This window comes from Vibrio sp. 10N.261.54.A5, from assembly GCF_041471145.1.
Classification (GTDB): Bacteria; Pseudomonadota; Gammaproteobacteria; order Enterobacterales; family Vibrionaceae; genus Vibrio; species Vibrio crassostreae_C.
On sequence record NZ_JBFRNU010000017.1, the window covers coordinates 87,529 to 112,962 of the forward strand.

Genomic DNA, 25,434 nt, shown 5'->3' on the forward strand with positions numbered 1-25,434 from the left:
TAGCGAGTCATAGCCTTGATAGCCGAGCAATAAGCTTGATAACTGAGTTATAAGCTCGAAAGCGACTCAATGATATTTGTACAAAGCCCCTAATCAATAGGGGCTTTTTTGTATCTTGAATCTAATTTCTTACTTCTTACTTCTTACTTCTACAGCAGAACCCCTCCCGCTTAATCCTTTCGTCGATACTGATAAGACCACTCATACCTTGTGGTTATTATCAATGGAACTTGTTTGAGGTCACACGCACAAAACCACAAATAATGTATGGTAATGACATAGATTTAATAATATTAATAATATTGTATTACTTAAATTTTAATTGTTGATAACTCGCGTGTGCGAAAGGTAAAGGTAGGACTTAGGTATGATTCAAATCGTGATTGATGGGAAATATCGAATCGTCGAGCAAGGACAAACCGTTCTTGAAGCGGCAAAAACATGTGGTTTGGAGATCCCATCTTTATGTGGTTTGAACAAAACAGCGGATAAAGTGCCGTGTGATTTGTGTGTCGTTGAAGTTGATGGCGTTGGTGTTACTCGCTCTTGTGAGCTTGAAGTGTCTAATGGGTTGAATATTACCACTCAGTCAAAACAGTTAACGAATCATCGACAAGAAGCGTTGAATCGCATTATGACCGATCACTACGCTGACTGTGAGGCGCCATGCCAAACAGCCTGTCCTGCTGGGGTCGACATCCAATCTTACCTGCACCATATTGCTCAAAATGATCACATCAAAGCGATTGAGGTGATCAAAAAGACATTACCAATGCCGCTTTCAATTGGTCGTGTGTGTCCTGCTTTCTGTGAAACCGAATGTCGTCGTAACTTGGTCGATGAATCCATTGCGATTCGCCAACTCAAACGACACGCTGCCGATGCGGATCTAGCGGCTCAAGAGAGCTACATGCCAGCGAAGAAACCAAATAAAGGCAAGAGCATTGCTATTGTTGGTAGTGGCCCCGGTGGGCTTACGGCGGGTTATTACCTATCTAACGAAGGCTATGAAGTCAGTGTCTATGAGTCGATGCCCAAAGCGGGTGGTTGGCTGCGTTACGGTATCCCTGAATATCGCTTACCTAAGTCGATTCTAGATAAAGAAATCGAGTTGATGTGTCGCAACGGAATGGTGGTTGAGTGCGGTAAAAAACTCGGTGTTGATTTTACACTGTCTGATTTAAGTAACGATTTTGATGCGGTTTGTTTAGCCGTTGGCGCATCACAAGCGGTTGAAATGAATTACCCGGGTAGTGAACTCGGCGGTTGTTATTTGGGTGTCGATTATCTGAAAGATTACGTGACCGATCAGCAGTATGCCACAGGTAAAAAGGTCGCAGTAATTGGTGGCGGTAATACCGCGATTGACTGCGCTCGAACAGCGGTGCGTGATGGCGCGGATACTACGCTGATTTATCGTCGTACTCGAGATGAGATGCCTGCAGAAGATTACGAAATCGAAGAAGCTGAGCATGAAGGTGTGAAGTTCCACTTCTTAACCAACCCTGCAGAAAACATAGCCGATGAAAATGGTCATGTATCAGAAATACGATTAGAACGAATGGCTTTGGGTCCTGCTGATGCTTCAGGCCGCCGCAGCCCTAAACCAACTGGCGAGTTCTTTGTTGAAGCGTTTGATACGGTTATTGCTGCCGTGTCGCAAAAGCCTGATCTGAGCTTTATGGACAATGAAGCGATTGATATTCCTCTTACTCGTTGGAATACCGCAGATGCTGATCCACAAACCATGCATACCGGAACCGGAAATATTTTCAGTATTGGTGATTTCCGACGCGGCCCTGCAACCGCAGTCGAAGCGGTGGGGGATGGGCGTATTGCTGCACAAGCGATCGATCGCTTCTTCCACGGTGATATGGAAAATATTCCGGCCAAACCGTTTAACTCAAGAAAACACAAACAGCTCAAAGCGGTGGATCCTGAGCAATACCAGTCGATACAACGTATGGCTCGTAAGATCATGCCAGAACTAACGCCCGAGCAGCGTGAACAAAGCTTTGATGAAGTAGAAACAGGGTTTGATAATGCTGATGCAATAGCGGAAGCAGCAAGATGTCTAGAGTGTGGCTGCCAAGCTAATACAGATTGCGACCTACGAGACTACTCGACCGAATACAAAGCAACGCAAACGCATCCAGAGTACAAAATCGATGTGGCTTCGAATGAGAGTTGGCAGGCGATTCGTGCTGAAGAAGCGAAGGTCGGGTTAACAAGGCAAAAATTTTCGGTCGATGACAGTTCTGAGTTCATTATCTTTGACGCCAACCGCTGCATCAGTTGTGGCCAGTGTATTCAAGCATGTCGAGAACAGAATGTTCATGGCGTTCTAAGCTTCATGAATCAATCGGATGGCAAACCTGCATCAAGACCTGAATGTCGCCCTAACTTTGGGGCAGATAAGACCTTAATGGGCGACTCAAACTGCGTTCAATGTGGATCGTGTATTCAGGTGTGTCCAACCGGTGCAATGGTGGATGCTCGCGACAGAAAGCAGGGAGACACAGGCGTACTCAAGAAAGTCGATACCATCTGCACTTATTGCGGTGTGGGTTGTAAGTTAACCATGCATATCGATGAGCAGAAAAACAAAATTCGCTATATCGAAGGCGGAGACTCTCCGGTTAATGAAGGCATGTTGTGTGTTAAGGGACGATTTGGCTTCGATTTTGTGGGCAGCGATGCGCGTTTAACCACACCATTAATTCGTAAAGATGGCTGGTTGCAACCTGCAAGTTGGGATGAGGCAGTTAAGCTTATTGCCGAGAAGTTTACTGCGATTAAGCAAGGCTTTGGCAGTAACGCTTTAGCGGGGTTCTCGTCGGCGAAAACCACCAATGAAGATAACTATGCCTTCCAAAAATTCATACGTCGTGAACTCGGTACCAATAACGTCGATCACTGTGCGCGCCTTTGTCACGCATCTACTGTTACTGGTTTAGAGGCTTCGCTAGGTAGCGGGGCGATGACCAATGATATTCCAAGCATCAAGCACTCAGATGTGATCTTTATTATTGGCTCCGACACCACGTCAGCACACCCAATTATTGGCTCGCATATCAAGCAAGCTGTGAGACATGGTGGAGCGAGATTGATCGTTGCCGATCCAAAACGAATCGATATTGCTGACCATGCTGAACTTTATTTAGCGCACCGACCGGGTACTGATGTAATGTTGATCAATGGTGTGATGCAGCAAATCATCAAACACGGTTGGTACGACCAAGAGTATATCGAAGACCGTGTGGATGGCTTTGATACCTTGCTTCAAGAGGTAATGTCACCAAGTTATTCACTAGACAAAGTGGAGCTGGTAACTGGCGTTAAAGCGGAAGACATCTTCGCAATGGCGCGATTGATTGGTACTGCAGAACGTACAGCGGTGTACTACTCGATGGGCATTACGCAACATACCACTGGTCACGATAACGTTCGATCAATCGCTAACCTACAGCTCTTGTGTGGCAATATCGGAATTGAAGGCGGCGGTATCAACCCATTACGTGGTCAATCCAATGTTCAGGGTGCGTGTGACATGGGCGCATTGCCAAATAACCTTCCGGGTTATCAGAAAGTGTACAACCCAATGGTTCGTCAAAAATTCGCGATGGAGTGGGGTGTTTCTGACCTACCGGCTGAAACAGGCTTAACGTTGACCGAAATTATTGATGGAGCGTGTCATCGAGATGTTCGTGGTCTGTACGTAATGGGCGAGAACCCAGTGCTGAGTGACCCGAACCAAGCGCATGTGATTGAAGGTCTTGAAGCTTTAGATTTCCTCGTGGTTCAAGATATTTTCTTAACCGAAACCGCTCAATATGCCGATGTGGTGCTACCGTCTTGCTCGTTTGCTGAGAAGTCTGGTCATTTTACTAATACCGAGCGTCGTGTTCAGCGTATTAACCCGGCGGTATTGCCTCCAGGTGAAGCGAAAGAAGATTGGGTGATTATCCAAATGTTGGCTAATGCGATGGGCGGCAATTGGGAATATGACTCGGTTGCTGATATCACCAATGAGATAGCGCGTGTCACGCCACAGTATGGTGGTTTACGTTGGGAGAACATTACGGTGAACGGCGTGCAATGGCCAAGTAATAAGAACAACCCTGATGGCACACGTATCATGCACCAGACCCAATTTACGCGTGGGCGTGGTCAAATGGAGGCGATTCCGTTTAGATACGCTGCTGAGCTACCGGATGCGGAATACCCGTTAGTATTAACGACAGGCCGTATTCTAGAACAGTTCCACACCGGAACCATGACACGTAAAACAAAAGGGTTGGATAACTTAGCAGGGCCGCGTGCCATGGTGAGTGTTCATGATGCTGAAGCGCTAGGTATCTCGAATGGTCAGATGCTTAAGGTCTCAACACGTCGTGGTGAAATCGAAATCGCGGCCTTTGTGACTAAACGAATGCAAAAGGGTGTGGTATTTATTCCATTCCATTTTGTTGAATCACCAGTTAACCGTTTGACTACCACAGCGACTGATCCACACGCGAAGATCCCTGAATTTAAGGTGGCGGCTGTGCGTATTGATCCTATTCGTGAGCCTGAGTGTGAAGTAACAGAGGCTTAATCATATTAGCTCGGTGAAGACGGCTGGCATTAAAAAGCCGCGTAACTCTCAGAGTTATGCGGCCTTTTTATCGAGCTAGATTCAGTATCAATAACTGAGTCGTTTCGCTTTAATTTAGATGAGCTTAGTTTTGAACAATTTCGCTACCGTGAACACCAAATTGCTTAGCAGCGTAGGCAACGCGCTCTGCTGGTTTTGGGTATTCAGCTGGTGTGCCCAGGTTTTCAATATGATGCAAGCGAGGTAATAAACCTGCGCCGTTTGCAATCTGTATTGCTAATCCAGGGCGAGCGTTTAGCTCCAGTACCATCGGGCCTTCTTCTTGGTCTAAAACCATGTCCGTACCCATGTAACCAAGGCCTGTCATTTCCCAAGCACTTGATGCAAGTGTCAGCAGCTTTTCCCAATGGGGTACTTGTAGTAGCGCCAACTCTTTACCCGTATCTGGGTGGTGAGTCACTGGGTGGTCAAATTGAACCGCACGAACGGCTTTACCCGTAGCGATACAAATACCTACGCCTACAGCACCTTGGTGCAAGTTAGCTTTACCATCAGAAGCCGAAGTCGATAGACGCATCATCGCCATTACAGGGTAGCCCTTGAATACAATGATTCGTACATCTGGTACACCCTCGTAACTGAAGCCGTCAAAACACTCGTCAAACTTGATGAGGTTTTCAACTACAGCAACATCGTTCTTACCACCGAGTGAGAAAAGACCCGCGAGAGCGTTACTGATGTGGCGCTCTACGTCTTCTTCATTGATAGTCGAACCCGATGGCTTGGTGTAAACGCCGTCCTTGTGAGAGATCACAACAAGGATACCTTTACCACCACTACCTTGAGCCGGCTTGATTACGAAACCCGGCCACTCTTTTACCATCTTGTGGATTGTTTTTACTTCAGCTTGATGACCAATAACGCCAATTAGTTTTGGCACAGTAGCGCCAGCCTGTTCAGCAATGATTTTAGTCTTAAGCTTGTCATCAACGAGTGGATACTTGGAACGATCATTGTAGCGACCAATATAACTATGGTTACGCTTGTTCATTCCCATTATGCCTTTGTCTTTCAACCTAAACGGTGAAGTAAACTGATCAAACATAACTTAGTCCTCCGCTAGCGGTTTAAAGCGACGAAGCTCGGTTAGACGGTATCCTGTGTAGTTACCTAGTAGCAAGATGGTCGCTAGAATAACAAGTTGTAAACCAATAAAGTTAAACGTTAAGTGCTGAATGAACGGGTTAGTCATGCCTAAGTAAACAAGAACCGCAGTAAATAGAGAACCACCACCTTGCAGCATTACTTCTTTCGCGCCTTCTTCTTCCCATAGGATAGACATACGTTCGATAGTCCAAGATAGGATAATCATTGGGAAGAACGTAATGGATAGACCTTCAGTCAGACCCACTTTAAACGCGACCACAGTAAACACAGAGATAATCATGATTACCGTGATGATTACGGCGGATATCCTGGCGACCAGTAGTAAGTTGAGCTTGGATAAGTAACTTCGAATAATAAGACCTGTACCTACGATAAGTAGGAAGCCGACAATACCCGTTACCAATTGTGTTTGTACAAAGGCTACCGCAATCAGTACAGGCATGAACGTACCAGACGTTTTCAGACCGATGATGACACGTAGGAACACAACAATCAGAGCACCGATAGGAATCAGCATGATGGTTTTAAACATCGCTTGCTCTTCTAGCGGCAGACTATGAATGGAAAGGTTTAACAGTTGATCCGCAGAGACTTTACTGTTGGTTGCTTCAGTGGGAGTCACCTCCTGAGCAATCATCGAGAAGTGAACTTTACTGTTCTGACCGCCAACCACGTCTAATAGAGATACATTTGATTCATCCCAAATTAGCAGGTTTGGCTGAACTTGCTGTTCGCTTGATTCAGGAGAGAATAAAACCCATTGGTCGTTATCCCAGATCTGGTTCATTTGCTGGATAGATTGACGACGACGTCCATCTTCTAGCTCGATAACACCAACCACTTTATTGTGAATGTTTGCTGCTGAAAGTAGCTTGTGTGTCGCTTCCACTTTAGTCATGTTATTCAGAATAAGCGCTGAGTTTTGGCTGTCTGGATCGTTAAGTGTTTTGATGAGCTCACGGGTAAAAGTGAGGTTGTCTGCAGAACGCTTTGTCGCTCTATCAATCAATGCAAAAGAAGCGGCTTCTTCAGGGCCGTCGAAGCTTGGCTGTGCGACTTCGCCTTCTGGCGGTATAGCATCAACTTTTGCTTGGTTGTCGACTAGGAATTGTGTTTTGTAGTAGATAGTTTGAGGGCCATCTGCGTATCGAATAGACCACTCTGCGCGGCGACCTGATTCGGTATTCAAGTAAGAGATACCATAACCTGGCGATGAAGCCGATTCGCCGATAAGTGTGTAGTTAGACTGAGTATGAGGAGCCGCTAAGGAAACTTTTGCTTCTTTGCCTACTGCGTTGAACTCGATGCGAGCTTCAACGTCCCAAACCTGTCTGGTTTCCCCTGGAGTCCAAGGTACACCGTAGGTCGTATGTCTGAACATACTCAGTGTTATACCTGCCACAATAAGCAGGAATATAGAGATATAAAATGGAATTCTTGACGTCATAGCTTACCCTACTATTGTTATTTAACTTCCGTTTGTACGTACTTTTTACTTACATCTACTAGCGCTATGTCTTTGATAAATTCGCGCCCTAGTAACACAGGGTGACTCATTTGAGAGCGATCCGCCAATGTAAATTGCGCTTTTTCATGGATTTTTCCGACTTTCACCCATAATTCGATCACAGCTCGACGTTCTGCTTGATCATTGGTTGATTGACGGATTTTTACATAACGTACAACAGGCGCTTCAATCCATTTCTGGTCTTCTTTAGCTTGGGCTTTGTCGTCTAGGTGAAATTTAACCCAGTTCTTGCCGTTACGTTCGAATTCTTTGATATCGACAGCGTTTAAAGAAGAGGTGGTTGCACCTGTATCAACACGAGCATCAAAGCTTTGCTTGATAGAGTCGATAAACACTTTTTCGATGCCGCCAAGGATAGTCGGTTGTGATATAGGAGCGATAGGAGCAACGGCAATAGCGACCGGTTCCTCTTCCTCTAGCTCTTCAATAACCTTGTGTTCCATGCTCGTTAGATGGGTATCTAATTGACTAGAAAGGGTAGTAATTTCGTCTTCTAAGCTTTCAATATAGTCACTTTGATTGCTTAGTTGCAGTTCAAGATTTTGAACCTTATTTGCGATGTTTGTCTCTGAGCGGGAAATAGCGTCGAGAGTTTCTTGGTGGTAGGTAGCACCATTTGTAAGAGTACAACCAGAGAGCAAACCAACCGCCACAATAGGCGATAATCGCTTAAACATAAAAAAACCTTTGAGAATTAGAGAATAGTTCAGACTATTTAGAAGTTTAGCCCACAAAAAAGGATGCGTGAAGCATCCTATTGTAAGAGTCTGGTCATATTGAATCGCAATGTGAGCGCTACGCCAATTATTGCTATTTGGAATAGCTCACTTATTAAACACAAGTCAATTTTTGTTCAATTCTTAAGCTAAGGAAGCAAGGTTCACCGCGAAATTAACAGTGGCTTTTTGACCATGCAAGCAATTGTTTTGCTGCCTTAATAGGCTTGTGCTTTATTTACTCAATATGCCACTGCTTTGTGGGCAGTAAATCTATGGCTTTGTTGCTACCAGAATCGCACGTCTCGGTGCAGGGTGACCTTCAACCGTTTTACTTGGATCGTTCGGATCGAGGTAATCTGGAAGAGAGTTGTGTGTCATCCATTCTGTGGTGCGTTGTTCACCAATTGTCGTGACATTTTCGTCAACGATTCGTACGTCTTCAAAACCAACTTGTTCTAGCCAGCGTTTCAGTGCGCGAGCTGAAGGGAAGAAGTAGACGTTTCTCATTTGCGCGTAACGGTCAACCGGAACTAATACTGCGTTCTCATCGCCTTCAATCACCAAGGTTTCAAGAACCAGTTCACCGCCAGACACCAATTGGTCTTTCAGTTGAATCAAGTGGTCCAGTGGTGAACGACGATGGTAAAGCACGCCCATGCTGAATACCGTGTCGTAGGCTTCTAGCTTTGGGAGCTGCTCAATACCTAGAGGTAATAGGTGAGCTCGTTGGTCATCGCCCATCAACTTACGAATTGCTTCAAACTGAACCAAGAATAGGTGGGAAGGATCGATACCAACCGTTAAGCGAGCACCTTCACCCAGCATGCGCCACATGTGGTAACCATTGCCACAACCTACATCGAGAACCGAACGGTTTTTTAATGGAGATATATGTGGAAGCACACGATCCCATTTCCAGTCACTGCGCCACTCTGTATCGATATGGATGTCGTGAACCGTATAAGGACCTTTTCTCCACGGGTGGAAAGTCTTCAATAAGCTTTCTAGCTTTTTCAGTTCGCCTGTGTGGTATGGCGTAGAACTACCAATCGTCACTGAATTTTTCAGGTCAACTTGATCTGGCACGTCTTGTGGAATCTTGTTTAGTGCACGTAGCCAGCGGTCAAAGTCACCGTGCTCTGCATTTTGCCAATCGGTCAGTTGCTGTGGCAGGACATTTAGCCACGGCTGAAGGCGAGTATCTTGGGCAATAAGTTGATAAAAATTGGCAAAATTAAACATAGGTTTTCACTGAGTTGGTGGTGTAGAAATTAAATTTGTCACTCCATTAAGAGTGTGGACAAACATGCTAGGGAATCTCGTTTATCGTGTTTGATAAGAGATCCCCAATTCGTTTGTTCCTCGCTCTTGAAGATGACATTTTAGTACGTGCTAACGGTGTCGCGACGGTTACGTAATCTAAAATGTTTACTTTATCGCGAACATTGAACCAAAGTTGAAACATTGGAACCAGACTTCGCTGCTTGAGAAGCCAATCTTATCAAATCGCTCTCTGTGAACAGGGATCGAATCCGGGCGCATCACGTTTTCAATTGCGCTACGTTTCTGACTTACTTCTAGCTCGCTGTACCCGTTAGCACGTTTGAAATCATGGTGCAGGTCGATAAGCAGTTCATTTGAGCTTTCATCTTCGAATACGTATTTTTCTGACAGGATTAAGATCCCGCCTGGGCGCAAGCCAGCATGAATTTTCTCAAGCAGAGCGTATCGATCGTCTGGAGAAAGAAATTGCAGCGTAAAGTTAAGCACCACAACAGAAGCGTCTTTGATTTCCACTTCACGGATGTCGGCTTCAATCACTTCTACCGGTGTGTCACTGCGGTAAGCATTAACGTGCAATTTGCAGCGCTCAACCATGGCTTCTGAATTATCGATCGCGAAAATCGTGCAGCCTTCTTGCTGAATGTGACGACGCATAGAAAGTGTCGCAGCACCAAGCGAGCAGCCAAGGTCGTAAATATTTGAGTGTGGCTTTACAAAGCGCTCAGCCAGCATGCCGATTGCAGAGATGATATTGCTATAGCCAGGCACCGAACGTTGAATCATATCCGGAAATACTTCAGCAACCCTTGCATCAAAGGTGAAGTCTCCAATTTTATCAATAGGAGCGGAAAAGATATTGTCTGTGTTGCTCATAGCATTTTCTCTCGACAGTCAGCGTAATTGGCACAAAATTCGTACCAAATAAAAGGGGGCGTATTTTACGTAAAAAAAACGCCACTGTCACGAAAACTGAGATTTAGCTCAAGGTTCGAAGCTACTTACAAGTGAGAGGTTAAAACATCGAGATTTGGTGATTGCCTTTTTGAGCTGGAAACTGAGCCAGTTCGGGCAGTAATAATGATGTATTTTCAGAGACTTGCTTTTGTAGCCTCTTATAAATAGCAATCGCAAGTTCAGGTGCGTGGTTATTGTCTGGGGTGTGGATCATTAAATAGGGCTGCTTGCCTTCATTAAGCCAGTTTGGGATTTTGGCAAACCAAGGCTTAAAAAACTCAATATTAGGTTCTTGGTCTGGGTGACCAATAAATCGAATCATCGGGTTATTGGCGGTAGCAATTGCATGAACAGGAACACGCGGTTTTTTCTGATGCGCATCGATCACCGCTTCTGTGGTGGGTGGCGCAGAGAAAACGGGGCGGCTGTCCATAATGATGCGATTGATGCCTTCCTCAACCAGCCATTGGTTGAAGCGTTTTTCCGCATCGCCCTTATCAAAGAAACCTAAGTGTCGAACTTCGACGCCAAGCTGCATATCTTTTGGGAATAAGGTGCAAAACTTTTGTAGGGCAGGCAGCATGCTGGGCTCAAAACTGTGCGGCAGCTGAATCGTCCATTGACCAATACGGTCATGCAGTGGCGACATCGTCATCAAGAACTCTTTGAGTTCGGCTTGGCAGTGTCTCAGTTGTTGCTGGTGGGTGATGAATTTGGGCAATTTGAAGGTGAACTTGAAATCATCGTGACTGGCGGCTTTCCAATTGTGAACGGTAGACATACTTGGCGTAGCGTAAAAGGTGGTGTTGCCCTCAACGGTATGGAAAACTTGGGTGTATTTTTCCAAGCGTTCGGCAGGCTTGGTGCCTTTACCGTAGAACTGACTTTGCCACTCAGAATGAGACCACATAGTTAATCCAAGTCTTAGAGGTAAAGTTTCTGTTGTTATTACACGATTATCCATCTATTACACCGTTATCCATCACGCCATCAGTCATTACAAAAAGTTTTTGGGTTGAAACGAAAATCTACTTTACGAGAGTTTTGCTGATTAAGGTACTTTCGAGATATAATTATCGCAATTTTTTCGGTTTTGATGAATCTTTGCGCACTTGATGGGCTAAAAAGCAGCAAAGCCAGATAAAACACAATAAATTCGAATGTGGAAGGTCGATTTTAAGCGAGTTTCCGCGTATAAATGTTCCTTTGCTCTGTTGTGTGGAATGACCACTGACAGCTTGGAAATTAGTAAATAATTAAGAGATTGGGAAATTCATTATGCGTACCCATTACTGTGGTAACCTGAACAAGTCCCTGGCGGGACAAACTGTAGAATTGTGCGGCTGGGTAAACCGTCGCCGTGATTTAGGCGGTCTTATCTTTATTGATATGCGTGATCGTGAAGGCATCGTTCAGGTTGTTGTCGATCCAGATATGAAAGATATCTTCCCGATCGCTAACCAACTGCGTAATGAATTCTGTATCAAGTTTACTGGTGAAGTACGAGTTCGTCCGGACAGCCAAGTAAATAAAGACATGGCTACTGGTGAAGTAGAACTTTACGCGACGGGTCTAGAGATCATTAACCGTTCAGAAGCGCTTCCACTAGACTTCAACCAAACGAACTCTGAAGAGCAGCGTCTTAAGTACCGTTACATCGATCTTCGTCGTCCAGAAATGAGCGACCGTATTAAGCTTCGTGCACGTGCTTCTAGCTTCGTTCGTCGTTTCCTAGATGAGAACTTATTCCTAGACATCGAAACGCCAGTACTAACGAAAGCGACACCAGAAGGTGCTCGTGACTACCTAGTACCAAGCCGTGTTCACAAAGGTAGCTTCTACGCACTTCCTCAATCTCCTCAGCTTTTCAAGCAACTGCTGATGATGTCTGGTTTTGACCGTTACTACCAAATCGTTAAATGTTTCCGTGATGAAGATTTACGTGCTGACCGTCAGCCTGAATTTACTCAAATCGATATCGAAACATCTTTCATGACTTCTCAAGAAGTACGTAACGTGACTGAGAAGCTTGTTCACGATATGTGGAAAGAACTTCTAGATGTTGAACTAGGTCAATTCCCAGTAATGCCTTTCTCTGAAGCGATTCGTCGTTTCGGTTCTGATAAGCCAGATCTACGTAACCCACTAGAGTTAGTGGACGTTGCTGACTTGGTTAAAGATGTTGAATTCAAGGTATTCTCTGGCCCAGCTAACGACGAAAAAGGTCGCGTAGCAGTTATCCGTGTTCCAGGTGGTGCTAAGCTAACTCGTAAGCAAATCGACGGCTACGCTGAACACGTAAACATCTACGGCGCGAAAGGCCTAGCTTGGATGAAGGTTAACGACCGTGCTGCAGGCATGGAAGGTATTCAATCTCCAGTTGCTAAATTCCTAAGCGAAGACGTAATCAACGGTATTCTAGATCGTACTCAAGCTGAATCTGGCGATATCATTCTGTTCGGCGCAGACAAAGCGGGCATCGTTGCTGAAGCAATGGGCGCACTTCGTCTTAAACTAGGTACGGATCTAGAGCTAACAGACACATCTGCATGGGCTCCACTGTGGGTTGTTGACTTCCCAATGTTCGAAGAAGACGGCGAAGGTAACCTACACGCAATGCACCACCCATTCACATCACCACTAGGTGTGAACGCCGAAGAGCTAAAAGCGAACCCAGCAGCAGCAAATTCTGATGCATACGACATGGTAATCAACGGCTACGAAGTAGGCGGCGGTTCTGTACGTATCCACAACGCAGAAATGCAAACAGCGGTATTTGGTATCCTAGGTATCGAAGCACAAGAGCAACAAGAGAAGTTCGGCTTCCTACTTGAAGCGCTTAAGTACGGCACGCCACCGCACGCTGGTCTAGCATTCGGTCTTGACCGTCTAGCAATGCTGCTTTGTGGTACTGAGAACATCCGTGACGTTATCGCATTTCCGAAAACAACAGCTGCAGCATGTCTACTGACAGACGCGCCAAGCCTAGCGAACCCAGCATCACTGGAAGAGCTAGCAATCGCAGTTAAATTGGCAGAGAAAAAAGAGCAAGCGTAAGCCTGTTATCTTTTCTTGTTGATGAAGAGATCCTAGTTGATAGAGAGCTCTCAATTAATTAGCCAAGACTTGCCAGTAAATTAGAGAATGCCCGTTAATTTGACGGGCATTTTTTTTTGCGTTCGATATACTAAGCTCATAAAGCATGTATAAATAATCAGTATTGAAGTTATGTCTATTATCTTAGGAATTGACCCTGGCTCGCGTATTACCGGCTATGGCGTGATTCGTCAAAATGGTCGCCATCTATATTACTTAGGTAGCGGTTGTATTCGCACCTCTGAAAAAGAACTGCCGGGCCGACTCAAACAAATCTACGCCGGTGTGAGCGAAATCATCACTCAGTTTCAACCGGATGTGTTTGCGATAGAGCAGGTCTTCATGGCTAAGAATGCAGACTCAGCGCTTAAGCTGGGACAAGCGCGTGGCAGTGCGATAGTGGCAGCGGTAAATGCTGATCTCCCCGTTCATGAATATGCGGCTCGTCTAATCAAACAAGCGGTGACAGGCAATGGTGGTGCAGATAAGTCGATGGTTCAGAACATGGTGATGAGCATGCTTAAGTTACCCGCTAAACCACAGGCCGATGCTGCCGATGCTCTAGGCGTAGCGATCACTCACGCCAACACCAATAAAACTTTGATAGCGCTTGCGGGTAAAGCAACAGGAGCAAGAAAAGGGCGTTACCGATAACCATAGGCTATGGCGTTTCTGAAGACAGAATCATTCGGTTTCTTAAGCTAAGCAAGCTTAAATAAATCATCTTAATAAACACAAAGAACTGGATAAGCATCCAGTTCTTTTATATTCTGTCCCTCAAATTATATTCCATCAAGAGAGTGAATTGTGATCGGACGTCTACGCGGTACATTAATAGAAAAACAGCCACCAGAATTACTAATCGAAGTGAGTGGCGTTGGCTATGAAGTTCAAATGCCAATGAGCTGTTTTTACGAATTACCAAACGTGGGCGAAGAGGCAATCATCTACACGCACTTTGTTGTACGTGAAGATGCGCAGCTACTTTATGGTTTTAACACGGTTAAAGAGCGTGCGCTGTTCCGTGAAGTGATCAAAGCGAACGGTGTGGGCCCTAAGCTAGGCCTTGGCATTCTTTCAGGCATGACGGCTAGCCAGTTTGTTCAAAGTGTTGAACGTGAAGACATCTCGACGCTGGTTAAACTTCCGGGTGTGGGTAAGAAAACCGCTGAACGTCTGGTTGTTGAAATGAAAGACCGCCTGAAAGGGTGGGGCGCGGGTGACTTGTTTACTCCAGCGACAGATGCAGCTCCGATTGATTCTATGCCAACCGTTCACGACGCGGAAGAAGAAGCGGTAAGTGCGCTACTTGCATTAGGCTACAAGCCGACTCAAGCTTCCAAGGTGGTTTCTCAAGTGGCTAAAGATGGCATGACCAGCGAACAGTTGATTCGCGAAGCTCTGAAATCGATGGTTTAATACCCAATATACTTGTTCGACAAAATAGACTCATTCACTTTGCCTTTACACAGAGTCAAGAAGCGCAGAGTCAACAAGAGCATAGTTAGGAATAGCAGAATTTATGATTGAAGCCGATCGCCTTATTGCACCGGATAACCCAGTATTCAAAGATGAAGATGTCATTGATCGTGCAATACGCCCTAAAGCACTGGCTGACTATAAAGGTCAGGATCACGTTCGTGGCCAGATGGAGATTTTCATCAAAGCGGCACAACTGCGTAACGAGGCGCTCGACCATCTGTTGATATTTGGCCCTCCAGGCTTGGGTAAAACCACGTTGGCGAACATTGTTGCCAATGAGATGGATGTCAACATTCGTACGACTTCAGGCCCTGTTCTAGAAAAAGCAGGCGACCTAGCGGCGTTACTGACCAATCTCGAAGAAAATGATGTCCTGTTCATTGATGAGATTCACCGTTTAAGCCCTGTGGTTGAAGAGGTGTTGTACCCTGCAATGGAAGACTACCAATTAGATATCATGATTGGTGAAGGCCCAGCGGCACGCTCTATCAAGATTGACCTTCCTCCTTTTACTTTGATTGGCGCAACCACTCGTGCTGGCTCACTGACATCGCCGTTACGTGACCGTTTTGGTATTACTCAGCGTCTTGAGTACTACAAGGTTGAAGATCTACAAAACATCGTTCAGCGCAGTGCAGATTGCCTTGGTCTTTCTATGGAGTCCGAAGGGGCGCTAGAAGTTGCTCGCCGAGCTCGTGGTACGCCACGTATTGCTAACCGTCTACTGCGCCGTGTTCGTGATTATGCGGAAGTAAAAGGCGACGGGCATATTTGTCCGGAGGTTGCTGACAAAGCGCTAAACATGTTGGATGTCGATGCTAAAGGTTTCGACTACATGGATAGAAAGCTTCTGCTGGCGATTATGGAGAAGTTTGGTGGTGGTCCGGTAGGTATCGACAACATGGCTGCCGCGATTGGTGAAGAGAGAGACACTATTGAAGATGTGTTAGAACCTTACTTGATTCAACAAGGTTACCTACAAAGGACGCCAAGAGGTCGAATCGCGACCGACAGAGCGTATTTACACTTTGGAATAGATAAACCCTCCAATCGTTAAATTATTCATTTTTAAAGATCCCAGTTGCATAAGCGCTGGTTTTTTTTGCTTTTTACTGAATAACAACTCTTTGAGCGAGTCGATAAAAAGATCGAAAAGGGAGCTTCAAAAATGGAAACTTTGATTTCAGGTTTGATTTAGATAACAGGAAATGAAATAAGTTGTCATATTTTTTGTTAATACTTTATAGGTAGTTGTAATTCGGATGTTGAGGCGGTGCTGAGCATTTGTCACAGATATCATGCGCTGTTATTAAGACAAGCATAATTGGTGTGATTTTAATCATAATTGTACAAAAATAACTCTAATTTGCTCGAATAAATTTGATACAAATCAACGCAGGGTTCTCCCATAAACCTTTTGAAACATACTGATTTTACCAGTAATATTAGCGCTAGCTATATTAGCTTATGCTTAACAATAATCTAACTATAACGGTACGTTTTTGCTACAAATTTCAACTTGTAATAACAATTGCATAAATTGTTTTAACATGGATTTTTGCGGTGAATAATCACACAAGTGTCATTCAGCCGACACAAAGGAGTTACCATGATTGATGTTGTTGATCTGTCGCGATTGCAGTTTGCATTTACAGCGATGTATCACTTCCTATTTGTTCCACTGACTTTAGGTATGGCATTTCTACTTGCCATTATGGAGTCAGTTTATGTAATGACTGGCAAGCAAATTTACAAGGACATGACCAAGTTCTGGGGTAAATTGTTTGGTATTAACTTTGCTCTTGGTGTAGCGACAGGCTTAACCATGGAGTTCCAGTTTGGTACTAACTGGTCTTACTATTCTCACTATGTTGGCGACATTTTTGGTGCTCCGCTAGCTATCGAAGCGCTTGTTGCATTCTTCCTAGAGTCTACTTTTGTTGGCCTATTCTTCTTCGGTTGGGACAGACTGTCAAAGCGTCAGCACTTAGCGGTAACTTGGTTAGTAGCACTTGGCTCTAACTTCTCTGCGCTTTGGATCTTGGTAGCAAACGGCTGGATGCAAAACCCAGTGGGTGCGGAATTTAACTTTGAAACTATGCGTATGGAAATGGTGAGCTTCGCTGAAGTTGTACTAAACCCAGTAGCACAAGTTAAATTCGTACACACAGTAGCGTCTGGTTACACAACGGGTGCGATGTTCATCCTTGGTATCAGCTCATACTACATTCTTAAAGGTCGTGACCTTGCCTTTGCTCGTCGTTCTTTCGCGATTGCAGCATCTTTCGGTATGGCGGCGATCTTGTCAGTAATCGTACTAGGTGATGAATCTGGTTACGAGCTTGGTGAAGTTCAGAAAGTGAAGCTCGCTGCGGTAGAAGCAGAGTGGCACACGGAAGAAGCACCAGCAGCATTTACTGTTTTTGGTATTCCTAACCAAGAAACAATGGATACTGACTACGCAATTAAGATCCCTTACGTAATGGGTATCATTGCGACGCGTTCTCTTGATAAAGAAGTAACGGGCTTGCGTGACCTACGTGATGATCACGTTGATCGTATCCGTACTGGTATGTACGCTTACGAACTTCTAGAAAAACTACGTGCAGGCGATAAGTCTGAAGAAAACATGGCAGCGTTCGACGAAGTGAAAGGTGACCTAGGTTACGGCTTGCTTCTTAAGCGCTACACAGACAACGTTGTTGACGCAACAGAAGACCAAATCCAAATGGCTGCGGATGATTCTATCCCAACAGTTTGGCCTCTATTCTGGTCATTCCGTCTGATGGTTGCTTGTGGCTTCATCATGCTGTTTGTATTCGGTGCTGCGTTTGTTCAAACGTGTCGTCAGAAAATCGAACAGAAACCATGGGTACTTAAAGCTGCGCTATTCTCAATCCCACTTCCTTGGATTGCGATTGAAGCAGGTTGGTTCGTTGCTGAGTTTGGTCGTCAACCATGGGCGGTTGGTGAAATCCTACCGGTTAACGTTGCTGCATCAGCACTGACTATTGAACAGCTTTGGACTTCTCTATTCGCTATCCTGGCACTTTACACAGTGTTCTTGATTGCTGAAGTTTACCTAATGCTGAAATTCGCACGTAAAGGTCCAAGTAGCTTGAAGACAGGCCGTTACCACTTCGAACAAAACGATAACTCTGTTGAAGACAAAGTTAGCCGTTCAGTTGAAGTATAAGTGAGGGAATATTATGTTTGATTACGAAAGCTTACGACTTATTTGGTGGGTATTGATCGGTGTTCTACTGGTTGGTTTCGCCGTAACTGATGGCTTTGATATGGGTGTTGCCGCTCTGTCACCTGTTATCGGTAAGAGCGACACTGAACGTCGTATTATGCTAAACACGATTGCCCCTCACTGGGATGGTAACCAAGTTTGGCTTATCACTGCGGGTGGTGCATTGTTTGCTGCATGGCCACTGGTTTACGCGACGTCTTTCTCTGGTTTTTACTTCGCAATGTACGTAACGCTAGCTGCACTTTGGTTACGTCCACTTGCTCTTGACTACCGTTCAAAGATCGAAGATCCAAAATGGCGCAAAACTTGGGACTACGCACTTTGCTTTAGTGGCGCAGTACCACCAATCATTTTCGGTGTGGCATTTGGTAACCTACTACAAGGTGTTCCATTTGAACTGAACGAATTTATGATGTCTAAGTACCATGGTACGTTCTTCGCTCTGCTTAACCCATTTGCATTGCTTTGTGGTGTGTTGGCTCTGATGTTGTTCGTGATGCAAGGTGCAACATGGCTTCAAATGAAGACAACAGAAGCGCTGCACGCTCGTGCTCGTAACGTTGCTCAGATCACTGGCCTAATTGCTATTGCTCTATTCGTTATTGGTGGTTTCTGGGTTCAATCTATCGAAGGCTATGTAATTACGAGCACTATCGATACGTTTGCTGACTCAAACCCACTAAACAAAGAAGTATCACTTCAAGTGGGTGCTTGGATGACAAACTTCGAAACTTATCCAGCAATGTGGGCTGCGCCGATCCTTGGTGTAGCAATGCCACTGCTTGCTGTGATTGCATCTCGCTTTGAGCGTGGTGGTTTCGCATTCTTGTTCTCAAGCCTATCGAACGCTGGTGTTATTCTAACTGCTGGTTTTGCAATGTTCCCATTCGTAATGCCATCAAGCCTGAACCCTAACCAAAGCTTGACTATGTGGGATTCAACAGCGAGTGAGCTAACGCTTGGTCTTATGACTGTCGTTGCGGCGGTAATGGTTCCTGTGATTCTTGGCTACACAACTTGGACATACTACAAAATGTTCGGTCGTCTAGATAAGAAACACATCGAAGATAACGACGTTTCAGCTTACTAAGCTAGAAGTTAAATAACTTAGGAGAAATTTTATGTGGTATTTCGCATGGATTTTGGGTGTACTTCTAGCATGTGCATTCGGCATCATCAATGCTCTATGGCTAGAGCATTCAGAAATGATGGACAAAGACAGTGAGTAATCTCGCAGAGCAAATCGCTAAGCTGCATCAACCAATGGATAAGACTCTGCTTAGAGCCTTATCCCTAGTATTGGGTTTCATGCATGTGGGTTTAGTGATGTGGGATCCTGAAGCGTATGCGACAAGCATCGGTGGCTTTAACGCGATCATCGGGCCAATGTTTATCTGGGCAGTATGCTCAAGCATGGTTTACGGTATCGGATTTAAGCCAAGAGCTTGGATGTGGCAGCTACTGTTTAGCCCATATGTTTCACTCACAATTTTGCTCTACCTAACGGTGCTGCGCCTTCTATAAAAGGCAAAGGATTTAGGTTCATAACAACGTGAGCCTTTATACTTGTTGGGTTTTTAGCCAAAAAGAGGTCATCTTATACAGATGGCCTTTTTTTTCGTCTCTCAAATCAAAAAATTCACAGCGATATACTATTAATGATAAGGAGTTAGGTTATAGTGAGATCTTTATCGTTTTGGATTGTGGTAGCAAATTGCAGGGATTATCTAAGCTATTTACGTGGCCAGTGACTGTGTATTACGAAGACACCGATGCGGGTGGCGTTGTATACCATTCAAACTATCTTAAGTTTTTCGAACGCGCTCGAACTGAGATGTTGCGCTCAATTGGCGTTTCTCAGCAAGTATTGTTAGAACAAAACATCGGTTTTGTAGTCCGACATATGGACATTGATTTTATTCAAGGCGCGCGTCTTGATGATTCTTTACAAGTCATTACAAATATTTACGAGTTGAAGCGAGCTACCTTGGTCTTCTGTCAAGAGATCGTAAATCCTGATGGCAAGGCATTGTGTAAAGCAATGGTTAAGGTAGCATGTATCGATAATCAAAAAATGAAACCCAAAGCAATGCCAACATTTATTCTCACGGAGCTAACGAATAGTGACTGCTGAAATCTCAATCTTAGGCCTAATTTTAGAAGCTAGTTTACTAGTTAAGATGGTCATGCTGACTCTTATGGGCATGTCTGTTGTTTCTTGGGCGATGATCATAAAAAGAAGTAAAGTGTTATCTCAAGCTTCTAAACAAACAGAAGTGTTTGAAGACAAATTTTGGTCAGGCGTTGATCTTGCAAAACTGTACCAAGAGAGCAACAAACGCAAAGACGAGCTTTCTGGTACTGAAGAAATTTTCTACGCAGGCTTTACTGAGTTCGCTCGCCTTCGTAAATCGAATGCAACATCACCTGACTTCATTATGGAAGGCACTGGCCGTGCGATGCGCGTTGCCGTTGCTCGTGAGGTTGATGAACTAGAAACTAACTTACCTTTCTTGGCGACCGTTGGCTCTATCAGCCCATACATCGGCCTATTTGGTACGGTTTGGGGCATCATGCACTCATTCATCGCATTAGGTGAAGTGAAGCAAGCGACGCTCGCAATGGTTGCTCCTGGTATTGCAGAAGCACTGATCGCAACAGCAATGGGTCTATTCGCTGCGATTCCAGCGGTAATGGCGTACAACCGCTTCAGCAGCCGAGTAGGCAAGCTAGAACACAACTACGCGACTTTCTCTGAAGAGTTTCACAGTATTCTTCACCGTCAAGCGATGGCTGGCAGGGAATAATAGATGGCTGGATACCAACCTAAAAAACGCAAAATGACAGCAGAGATTAACGTTGTACCTTACATCGACGTTATGCTTGTTTTGCTGATCATTTTTATGGTGACTTCGCCGTTTGTTACTCAAGGCGTTGACGTTGAATTGCCTCAGGCTTCAACGGCTAAATCGGCACAAGACCTACTGGGTGACGACAATGCAAGTTTCATCATCGTTGAAGTGAACAAAGACGGTGAACTTGGCTTGAGCGTTAATGACGAAGAAGTACAGCGTGGCTTATCAATGGAAGATATTATCGTCCGTGTGAAAGCCGAGTTGTCTCTGAAGCCAAACTCTCCAGTGGCGGTTGGTGGTGATGCCGCAACGCCATACGCTGAAGTGGTTTTATTACTTGATGAATTAAGCCGTGCAGGTGTGCCAAAGGTTGGCCTTTTAACGGATATAAGGGAATAGCTCCGTAGCATTCATGAAAGCGAATAATAAAAAATCCAATAATTTCAGATCACCGCTTCTTATTTCTCTTGGGCTGCACGTCATTTTATTCGTTGCGCTCATTTGGGGGGCGGATTTCACGATGTCAGAGCCAAAGCCTACAGGGCAGATGGTTCAAGCAGTGGTGATTGATCCTCAGTTGGTTCGCCAGCAAGCTCAACAGATTCGTCAACAAAGAGAAGCGGCAAGCAAGAAAGAGCAAGAGCGTCTTGACAAACTAAGACGTGAAAGCGAACGACTTGAAAAGAATCGTAAAGCTGAAGAAGAAAATATTCGCAAGCTAAAAGAACAGCAAGCGAAAGAAGCTAAAGCAACTCGTGAAGCTGAAAAGCGTCGAGTTGAGAAAGAGAAACAACGCAAAGCTGAAGAAGCGCGTTTACAGCAAGAGCAAAAGAAAGCCGCTAAAGCCGAAGCTGACCGTAAGCTAAAAGAAGCTGCGTTAGTGAAAGCCGAGAACGAGCGTAAAGCCAAAGAAGCGGCAATCGCAAAAGCTGAACAAGAACGCGTGGCAAAAGAAAAAGCAGCGAAAGAGGCAGCAGACAAAGCTCGTAAAGAGAAAGAAGCCGCTGAACTCGCGGAAAAGCAACGCATAGCGAAAGAGAAAGAAGCGGCAGCCGCAGCAGAGAAAGCCCGTAAGGCAAAAGAAGCTGCAGCAAAAGCAGAAAAAGAGCGTAAACAACAAGAAGCCGCATTGAACGATATCTTTGCTGGGCTTGAAACGGAAGCGACTCAAAACTCTTCAGCAAGACAACAATTTATCACTGATGAAGCGCAACGTTACGGGGCTATCTATACCCAACTGATTCAACAGAACCTGTTGTTAGAAGACAGCTATCGAGGACGCTCATGTCGAGTGAACCTTAAGCTGATTCCAACGGGCTCTAACGCGATATTGGGTAGTTTGAGTATCTTAGATGGCGATAGCCGTTTATGTGCAGCAACCAAGCGTGCGGTGGCACAAGTACAATCTTACCCGTTGCCTAAAGACCCAGACATTGTGAACTCACTGAAAGACATTAACTTAACTGTATCACCAGAGTAAAAGGACGAACTTGTGTTAAAGAAACTATTACTGAGTTTTGTTTTCTTAATAGCTACAAGCAGCCAGTTTGCACATGCAGCGCTGGAGCTGGTTATTACAGACGGTATTAACTCTGCAAGACCTATCGCTATTGTACCTTTCCGTTGGGAAGGCTCAGAGCCATTGCCACACGATGTATCAGCGGTTATCGCTTCTGACTTACAGCGCAGTGGTAAATTCAGCCCAGTTGCGACAAGCAAAATGCCTCAAACGCCTTACAGTGAAACTGAGGTTAACTTTGATGCTTGGACTAACCTAGGTGTTGACTCATTGCTTACCGGTAGTATCACTAAAAATGCCGAAGGGCAGTATGTGGTGAATTACCAATTGATCGACATTGTTCGTGGTCAACTGACCAAAGGACAAAGTCGTGCGCTGAGTGATGAAGGCCAATTAGTGCTTTCTAAAGATCACGTTCTATTCAATAAGAAGGCTACGGTTCCTGGTAATCGCTTGAGAGAGTACGCACACCGTATCTCAGACCTAGTGTATGAAGAGCTAACTGGTGAGAAAGGCGCGTTCTTAACTCGTATCTCTTACGTGGTAGTGAACGATAAAGACAAGTACCCGTATCAACTTCGTGTTGCTGACTACGATGGCTTTAACGAGCGTTTAGTACTTCGTTCTAAGCAGCCTCTCATGTCTCCAGCATGGTCACCAGACGGCAAAAAGCTAGCTTATGTGAGCTTCCAGAATGGCCAAGCTGAAATATTCATCATGAATATTTACACGGGTGAACGTGAGAAAGTGACGTCATACCCTCGTCACAATGGTGCGCCAAGATTCTCGCCAGATGGTAAAACATTGGCATTGGTATTGTCGAAAACGGGCAGCCTTCAGGTGTACACACTTGACCTTGCTAGCCGTAAGCTGACTCAAATTACCCGCGGCCGTTCGAATAATACTGAACCATTCTGGCACCCAGATGGCAAGTCTCTTATTTTCACATCGGATCGTGGTGGTAAACCACAGATTTATAATGTAAATTTGTCCAATAATTCGACTTCTCGTATTACTTGGCAAGGTAGCCAAAACTTAGGTGGCCAGATCACTCCTGATGGTCGATTCATGATCATGGTGAATCGCAGCAACTCAGGTTTTAACTTGGCTAAGCAAGATTTGGAAACCGGTGCGGTTCAGGTACTAACAAAAACATTGTTAGATGAGTCTCCAAGTATTGCACCGAATGGAGGTATGGTTATCTATAGCTCTATTTACAACAAAACAAATGTACTATCAATGGTTTCTATCGATGGACGTTTTAAAGCTAGATTACCGGCAACTAACGGACGCGTAAGAGCGCCTGCATGGTCACCGTTCCTCTAGGGAAAATTACATATTCTTTTAGCTATTGATAGTGTTAACTATTGTGGCATTTAACTATCTATAGCACTCTTAGTCGCTGTAGAAACTAAGTTTGATAACGTAAGGAAAAAAAGATGCAACTTAACAAAGTTCTTAAAGGCTTGATGATTGCACTACCAGTGATGGCAGTAACGGCATGTAGCTCAACTGATGAAGCAACATCTGCAACATCTGGTACTGAAAGCAACCAAACAACTTCAGGTTCAGAAGGCAATGTAGACACAACTGTTGTAACGCCAATTGACGCTAATGGTCAACTGTCTGAGCAAGAGCTTAAAGAGCAAGCGCTACGTGAAACTCAAACAATCTACTTCGCATTCGATAACTCTACTATCGCTGGCGATTACGAAGAAATGCTAGCAGCTCACGCAGCATACCTAGTTAAGAACGTTGACATGAACGTTACTATCGAAGGTCACGCTGATGAGCGCGGTACTCCTGAGTACAACATCGCACTTGGCGAGCGTCGTGCACAAGCTGTAGCGAAATACCTACAAGCTCTAGGTGTTCAAGCTGACCAAATCTCTATCGTAAGCTACGGCGAAGAGAAGCCACTTCTTCTAGGTCAATCTGAAGATGTGTACGCTAAAAACCGTCGCGCAGTACTAGTTTACTAATTTTAGTAGACTATATAATTGAGGAATTGCCTCATGTTCAGTAACACAAAGCGAGTCATTTTGCTTTCGTTACTGGCAAGTGCAGCGAACACCGCGTTCGCTGCACCAGCTCCAGTATCCGATCTCAATAGCACCGCAACCAATTCATCATCTTCCTCTCGATCAGCATCTAACGAATCAGATATTGAGCGTTTAGAGCGCCTGCTTCAAAATCGCAATCTCGTTCAGCTTCAAATGCAACAGCAAATCGACGACATGGCACTGGAGATCAGTGAACTTCGTGGTGAGCTGGAACGAAACAGCTACGATATGAAGCAAATGCTAGAGCGTCAGCGTGAACTGTTCATTGAACTGGATCGCGTAAGAGGCGAGGTGAAAGCAGCAGGAACAGCAACGGTAGCAGTGGCGGCGAGCGAAGGCTCTAAAGACGCTTCTGGTACGTTCAGTACTGATGTGGATGAGCAAACTGCTTATCAAAATGCTGTAGATATGATTCTAAAGCAACGAGACTACACGGGTGCTATCGCTGCATTCCAAAAGTTTCAAAAAGACTTCCCAGATTCTACCTTCACACCTAACTCACATTACTGGTTAGGTCAGCTTTATTTCGCTAAGAAGCAAGATAAAGAAGCCGTGAAGAGCTTCGCTGCTGTTGTGTCGTACAAAGACTCAAACAAGCGAGCAGATGCACTGGTTAAGCTTGGTGACATAGCAGCGCGCAACAACAACGCGACGCAAGCTAAGAAATATTACCAACAAGTCGTAACCGAGCACCCAAACAGTGCTTCGGCTAAAGTGGCCAAAACCCACTTATAACCAAAATAGGGGTGCTTAGGCGCCTCTTTTTTATACCTGTTCACTTCCGTTTAGTGTTTACTTCTCTTGCTAGTGATGACAACACATCGCCTTGTTTATGCGTTTTAAGCATTAGCTAGTCACCGCTTGCAACCAATCCTTTTTGATCCCAATCGCTGTCCTGTGTAGAATACTCGGAT

The 25,434-nt window shown here is 44.9% G+C and carries 22 protein-coding genes; 16 read left to right on the plus strand and 6 right to left on the minus strand.

Features of this window, described 5'->3' with window-relative positions:
• Positions 1 to 367: 367 nt before the first annotated feature.
• The gene (gene fdhF, locus AB4329_RS04695) at positions 368 to 4,597 is read left to right on the plus strand and encodes a formate dehydrogenase subunit alpha (RefSeq protein ID WP_372137739.1); all 4,230 of its coding nucleotides are present in this window, start codon (positions 368 to 370) and stop codon (positions 4,595 to 4,597) included.
• 124 nt (positions 4,598 to 4,721) lie between these two features.
• On the opposite strand, the gene AB4329_RS04700 is transcribed toward fdhF, so the two are convergent.
• The 6 genes from AB4329_RS04700 to AB4329_RS04725 all read right to left on the minus strand — a co-directional run bounded on the left by AB4329_RS04700 (position 4,722) and on the right by AB4329_RS04725 (position 11,213).
• Entirely contained in the window at positions 4,722 to 5,702 is a 981-nt protein-coding gene (locus AB4329_RS04700; RefSeq protein WP_372137741.1) for an alpha-L-glutamate ligase-like protein, read from the minus strand.
• Positions 5,703 to 5,705: 3 nt separating this feature from the next.
• The gene (locus AB4329_RS04705) at positions 5,706 to 7,211 is read right to left on the minus strand and encodes an inactive transglutaminase family protein (RefSeq protein ID WP_029235671.1); all 1,506 of its coding nucleotides are present in this window, start codon (positions 7,209 to 7,211) and stop codon (positions 5,706 to 5,708) included.
• A gap of 17 nt (positions 7,212 to 7,228) precedes the next feature.
• Positions 7,229 to 7,969 carry an ATP-dependent zinc protease gene (locus AB4329_RS04710; protein WP_017062085.1) on the minus strand — a complete coding sequence of 247 codons (741 nt, stop codon included), beginning with the start codon at positions 7,967 to 7,969 and terminating at the stop codon, positions 7,229 to 7,231.
• A 312-nt stretch (positions 7,970 to 8,281) separates the two neighbouring features.
• On the minus strand, positions 8,282 to 9,253 hold the full coding sequence (gene cmoB, locus AB4329_RS04715; RefSeq protein WP_017062084.1) for a tRNA 5-methoxyuridine(34)/uridine 5-oxyacetic acid(34) synthase CmoB: 972 nt from the start codon (positions 9,251 to 9,253) through the stop codon (positions 8,282 to 8,284).
• A gap of 186 nt (positions 9,254 to 9,439) precedes the next feature.
• Entirely contained in the window at positions 9,440 to 10,168 is a 729-nt protein-coding gene (cmoA, locus tag AB4329_RS04720; RefSeq protein ID WP_017062083.1) for a carboxy-S-adenosyl-L-methionine synthase CmoA, read from the minus strand.
• 139 nt (positions 10,169 to 10,307) lie between these two features.
• Positions 10,308 to 11,213 carry a DUF72 domain-containing protein gene (locus AB4329_RS04725; protein WP_029235140.1) on the minus strand — a complete coding sequence of 302 codons (906 nt, stop codon included), beginning with the start codon at positions 11,211 to 11,213 and terminating at the stop codon, positions 10,308 to 10,310.
• A gap of 314 nt (positions 11,214 to 11,527) precedes the next feature.
• On the opposite strand from AB4329_RS04725, the gene aspS reads away from it, so the two are divergent.
• The 15 genes from aspS (at position 11,528) to ybgF (ending at position 25,255) form a co-directional block, all read left to right on the plus strand.
• Complete coding sequence (aspS, locus tag AB4329_RS04730) at positions 11,528 to 13,306, plus strand: aspartate--tRNA ligase (protein ID WP_017062081.1); 1,779 nt, start codon at positions 11,528 to 11,530, stop codon at positions 13,304 to 13,306.
• A gap of 171 nt (positions 13,307 to 13,477) precedes the next feature.
• On the plus strand, positions 13,478 to 13,999 hold the full coding sequence (ruvC, locus tag AB4329_RS04735) for a crossover junction endodeoxyribonuclease RuvC (protein ID WP_008219936.1): 522 nt from the start codon (positions 13,478 to 13,480) through the stop codon (positions 13,997 to 13,999).
• 153 nt (positions 14,000 to 14,152) lie between these two features.
• Complete coding sequence (ruvA, locus tag AB4329_RS04740; RefSeq protein ID WP_017062079.1) at positions 14,153 to 14,764, plus strand: Holliday junction branch migration protein RuvA; 612 nt, start codon at positions 14,153 to 14,155, stop codon at positions 14,762 to 14,764.
• 103 nt (positions 14,765 to 14,867) lie between these two features.
• Complete coding sequence (gene ruvB, locus AB4329_RS04745; protein WP_372137743.1) at positions 14,868 to 15,884, plus strand: Holliday junction branch migration DNA helicase RuvB; 1,017 nt, start codon at positions 14,868 to 14,870, stop codon at positions 15,882 to 15,884.
• A 552-nt stretch (positions 15,885 to 16,436) separates the two neighbouring features.
• A complete protein-coding gene (cydA, locus tag AB4329_RS04750; RefSeq protein ID WP_061032863.1) occupies positions 16,437 to 18,023 on the plus strand; it encodes a cytochrome ubiquinol oxidase subunit I in 1,587 nt (528 codons plus the stop codon).
• Positions 18,024 to 18,036: 13 nt separating this feature from the next.
• Complete coding sequence (gene cydB, locus AB4329_RS04755) at positions 18,037 to 19,173, plus strand: cytochrome d ubiquinol oxidase subunit II (protein ID WP_017062076.1); 1,137 nt, start codon at positions 18,037 to 18,039, stop codon at positions 19,171 to 19,173.
• 31 nt (positions 19,174 to 19,204) lie between these two features.
• Positions 19,205 to 19,312 (plus strand): cytochrome bd-I oxidase subunit CydX, encoded by a 108-nt coding sequence (cydX, locus tag AB4329_RS04760; RefSeq protein WP_000270284.1) that lies wholly within the window; start codon positions 19,205 to 19,207, stop codon positions 19,310 to 19,312.
• Positions 19,305 to 19,607: a cyd operon protein YbgE gene (gene ybgE, locus AB4329_RS04765; RefSeq protein WP_017055065.1), complete on the plus strand. Its 303-nt coding sequence runs from the start codon at positions 19,305 to 19,307 to the stop codon at positions 19,605 to 19,607. Before cydX ends, ybgE begins: the two co-directional genes overlap by 8 nt.
• Before the next feature lie 172 nt (positions 19,608 to 19,779).
• On the plus strand, positions 19,780 to 20,217 hold the full coding sequence (gene ybgC / locus AB4329_RS04770) for a tol-pal system-associated acyl-CoA thioesterase (protein ID WP_017062074.1): 438 nt from the start codon (positions 19,780 to 19,782) through the stop codon (positions 20,215 to 20,217).
• Complete coding sequence (tolQ, locus tag AB4329_RS04775) at positions 20,207 to 20,890, plus strand: protein TolQ (protein WP_017062073.1); 684 nt, start codon at positions 20,207 to 20,209, stop codon at positions 20,888 to 20,890. Before ybgC ends, tolQ begins: the two co-directional genes overlap by 11 nt.
• Positions 20,891 to 20,893: 3 nt before the next feature.
• Complete coding sequence (tolR, locus tag AB4329_RS04780; protein WP_017062072.1) at positions 20,894 to 21,337, plus strand: protein TolR; 444 nt, start codon at positions 20,894 to 20,896, stop codon at positions 21,335 to 21,337.
• A gap of 13 nt (positions 21,338 to 21,350) precedes the next feature.
• Positions 21,351 to 22,418, plus strand: coding sequence for a cell envelope integrity protein TolA (gene tolA / locus AB4329_RS04785; RefSeq protein ID WP_017062071.1), 1,068 nt, complete (start codon positions 21,351 to 21,353; stop codon positions 22,416 to 22,418).
• A gap of 12 nt (positions 22,419 to 22,430) precedes the next feature.
• Complete coding sequence (gene tolB / locus AB4329_RS04790; protein WP_017062070.1) at positions 22,431 to 23,783, plus strand: Tol-Pal system beta propeller repeat protein TolB; 1,353 nt, start codon at positions 22,431 to 22,433, stop codon at positions 23,781 to 23,783.
• Positions 23,784 to 23,896: 113 nt separating this feature from the next.
• On the plus strand, positions 23,897 to 24,439 hold the full coding sequence (gene pal, locus AB4329_RS04795; protein ID WP_017062069.1) for a peptidoglycan-associated lipoprotein Pal: 543 nt from the start codon (positions 23,897 to 23,899) through the stop codon (positions 24,437 to 24,439).
• 33 nt (positions 24,440 to 24,472) lie between these two features.
• A complete protein-coding gene (gene ybgF / locus AB4329_RS04800; RefSeq protein ID WP_017072257.1) occupies positions 24,473 to 25,255 on the plus strand; it encodes a tol-pal system protein YbgF in 783 nt (260 codons plus the stop codon).
• The last annotated feature ends 179 nt before the right edge of the window (positions 25,256 to 25,434 follow it).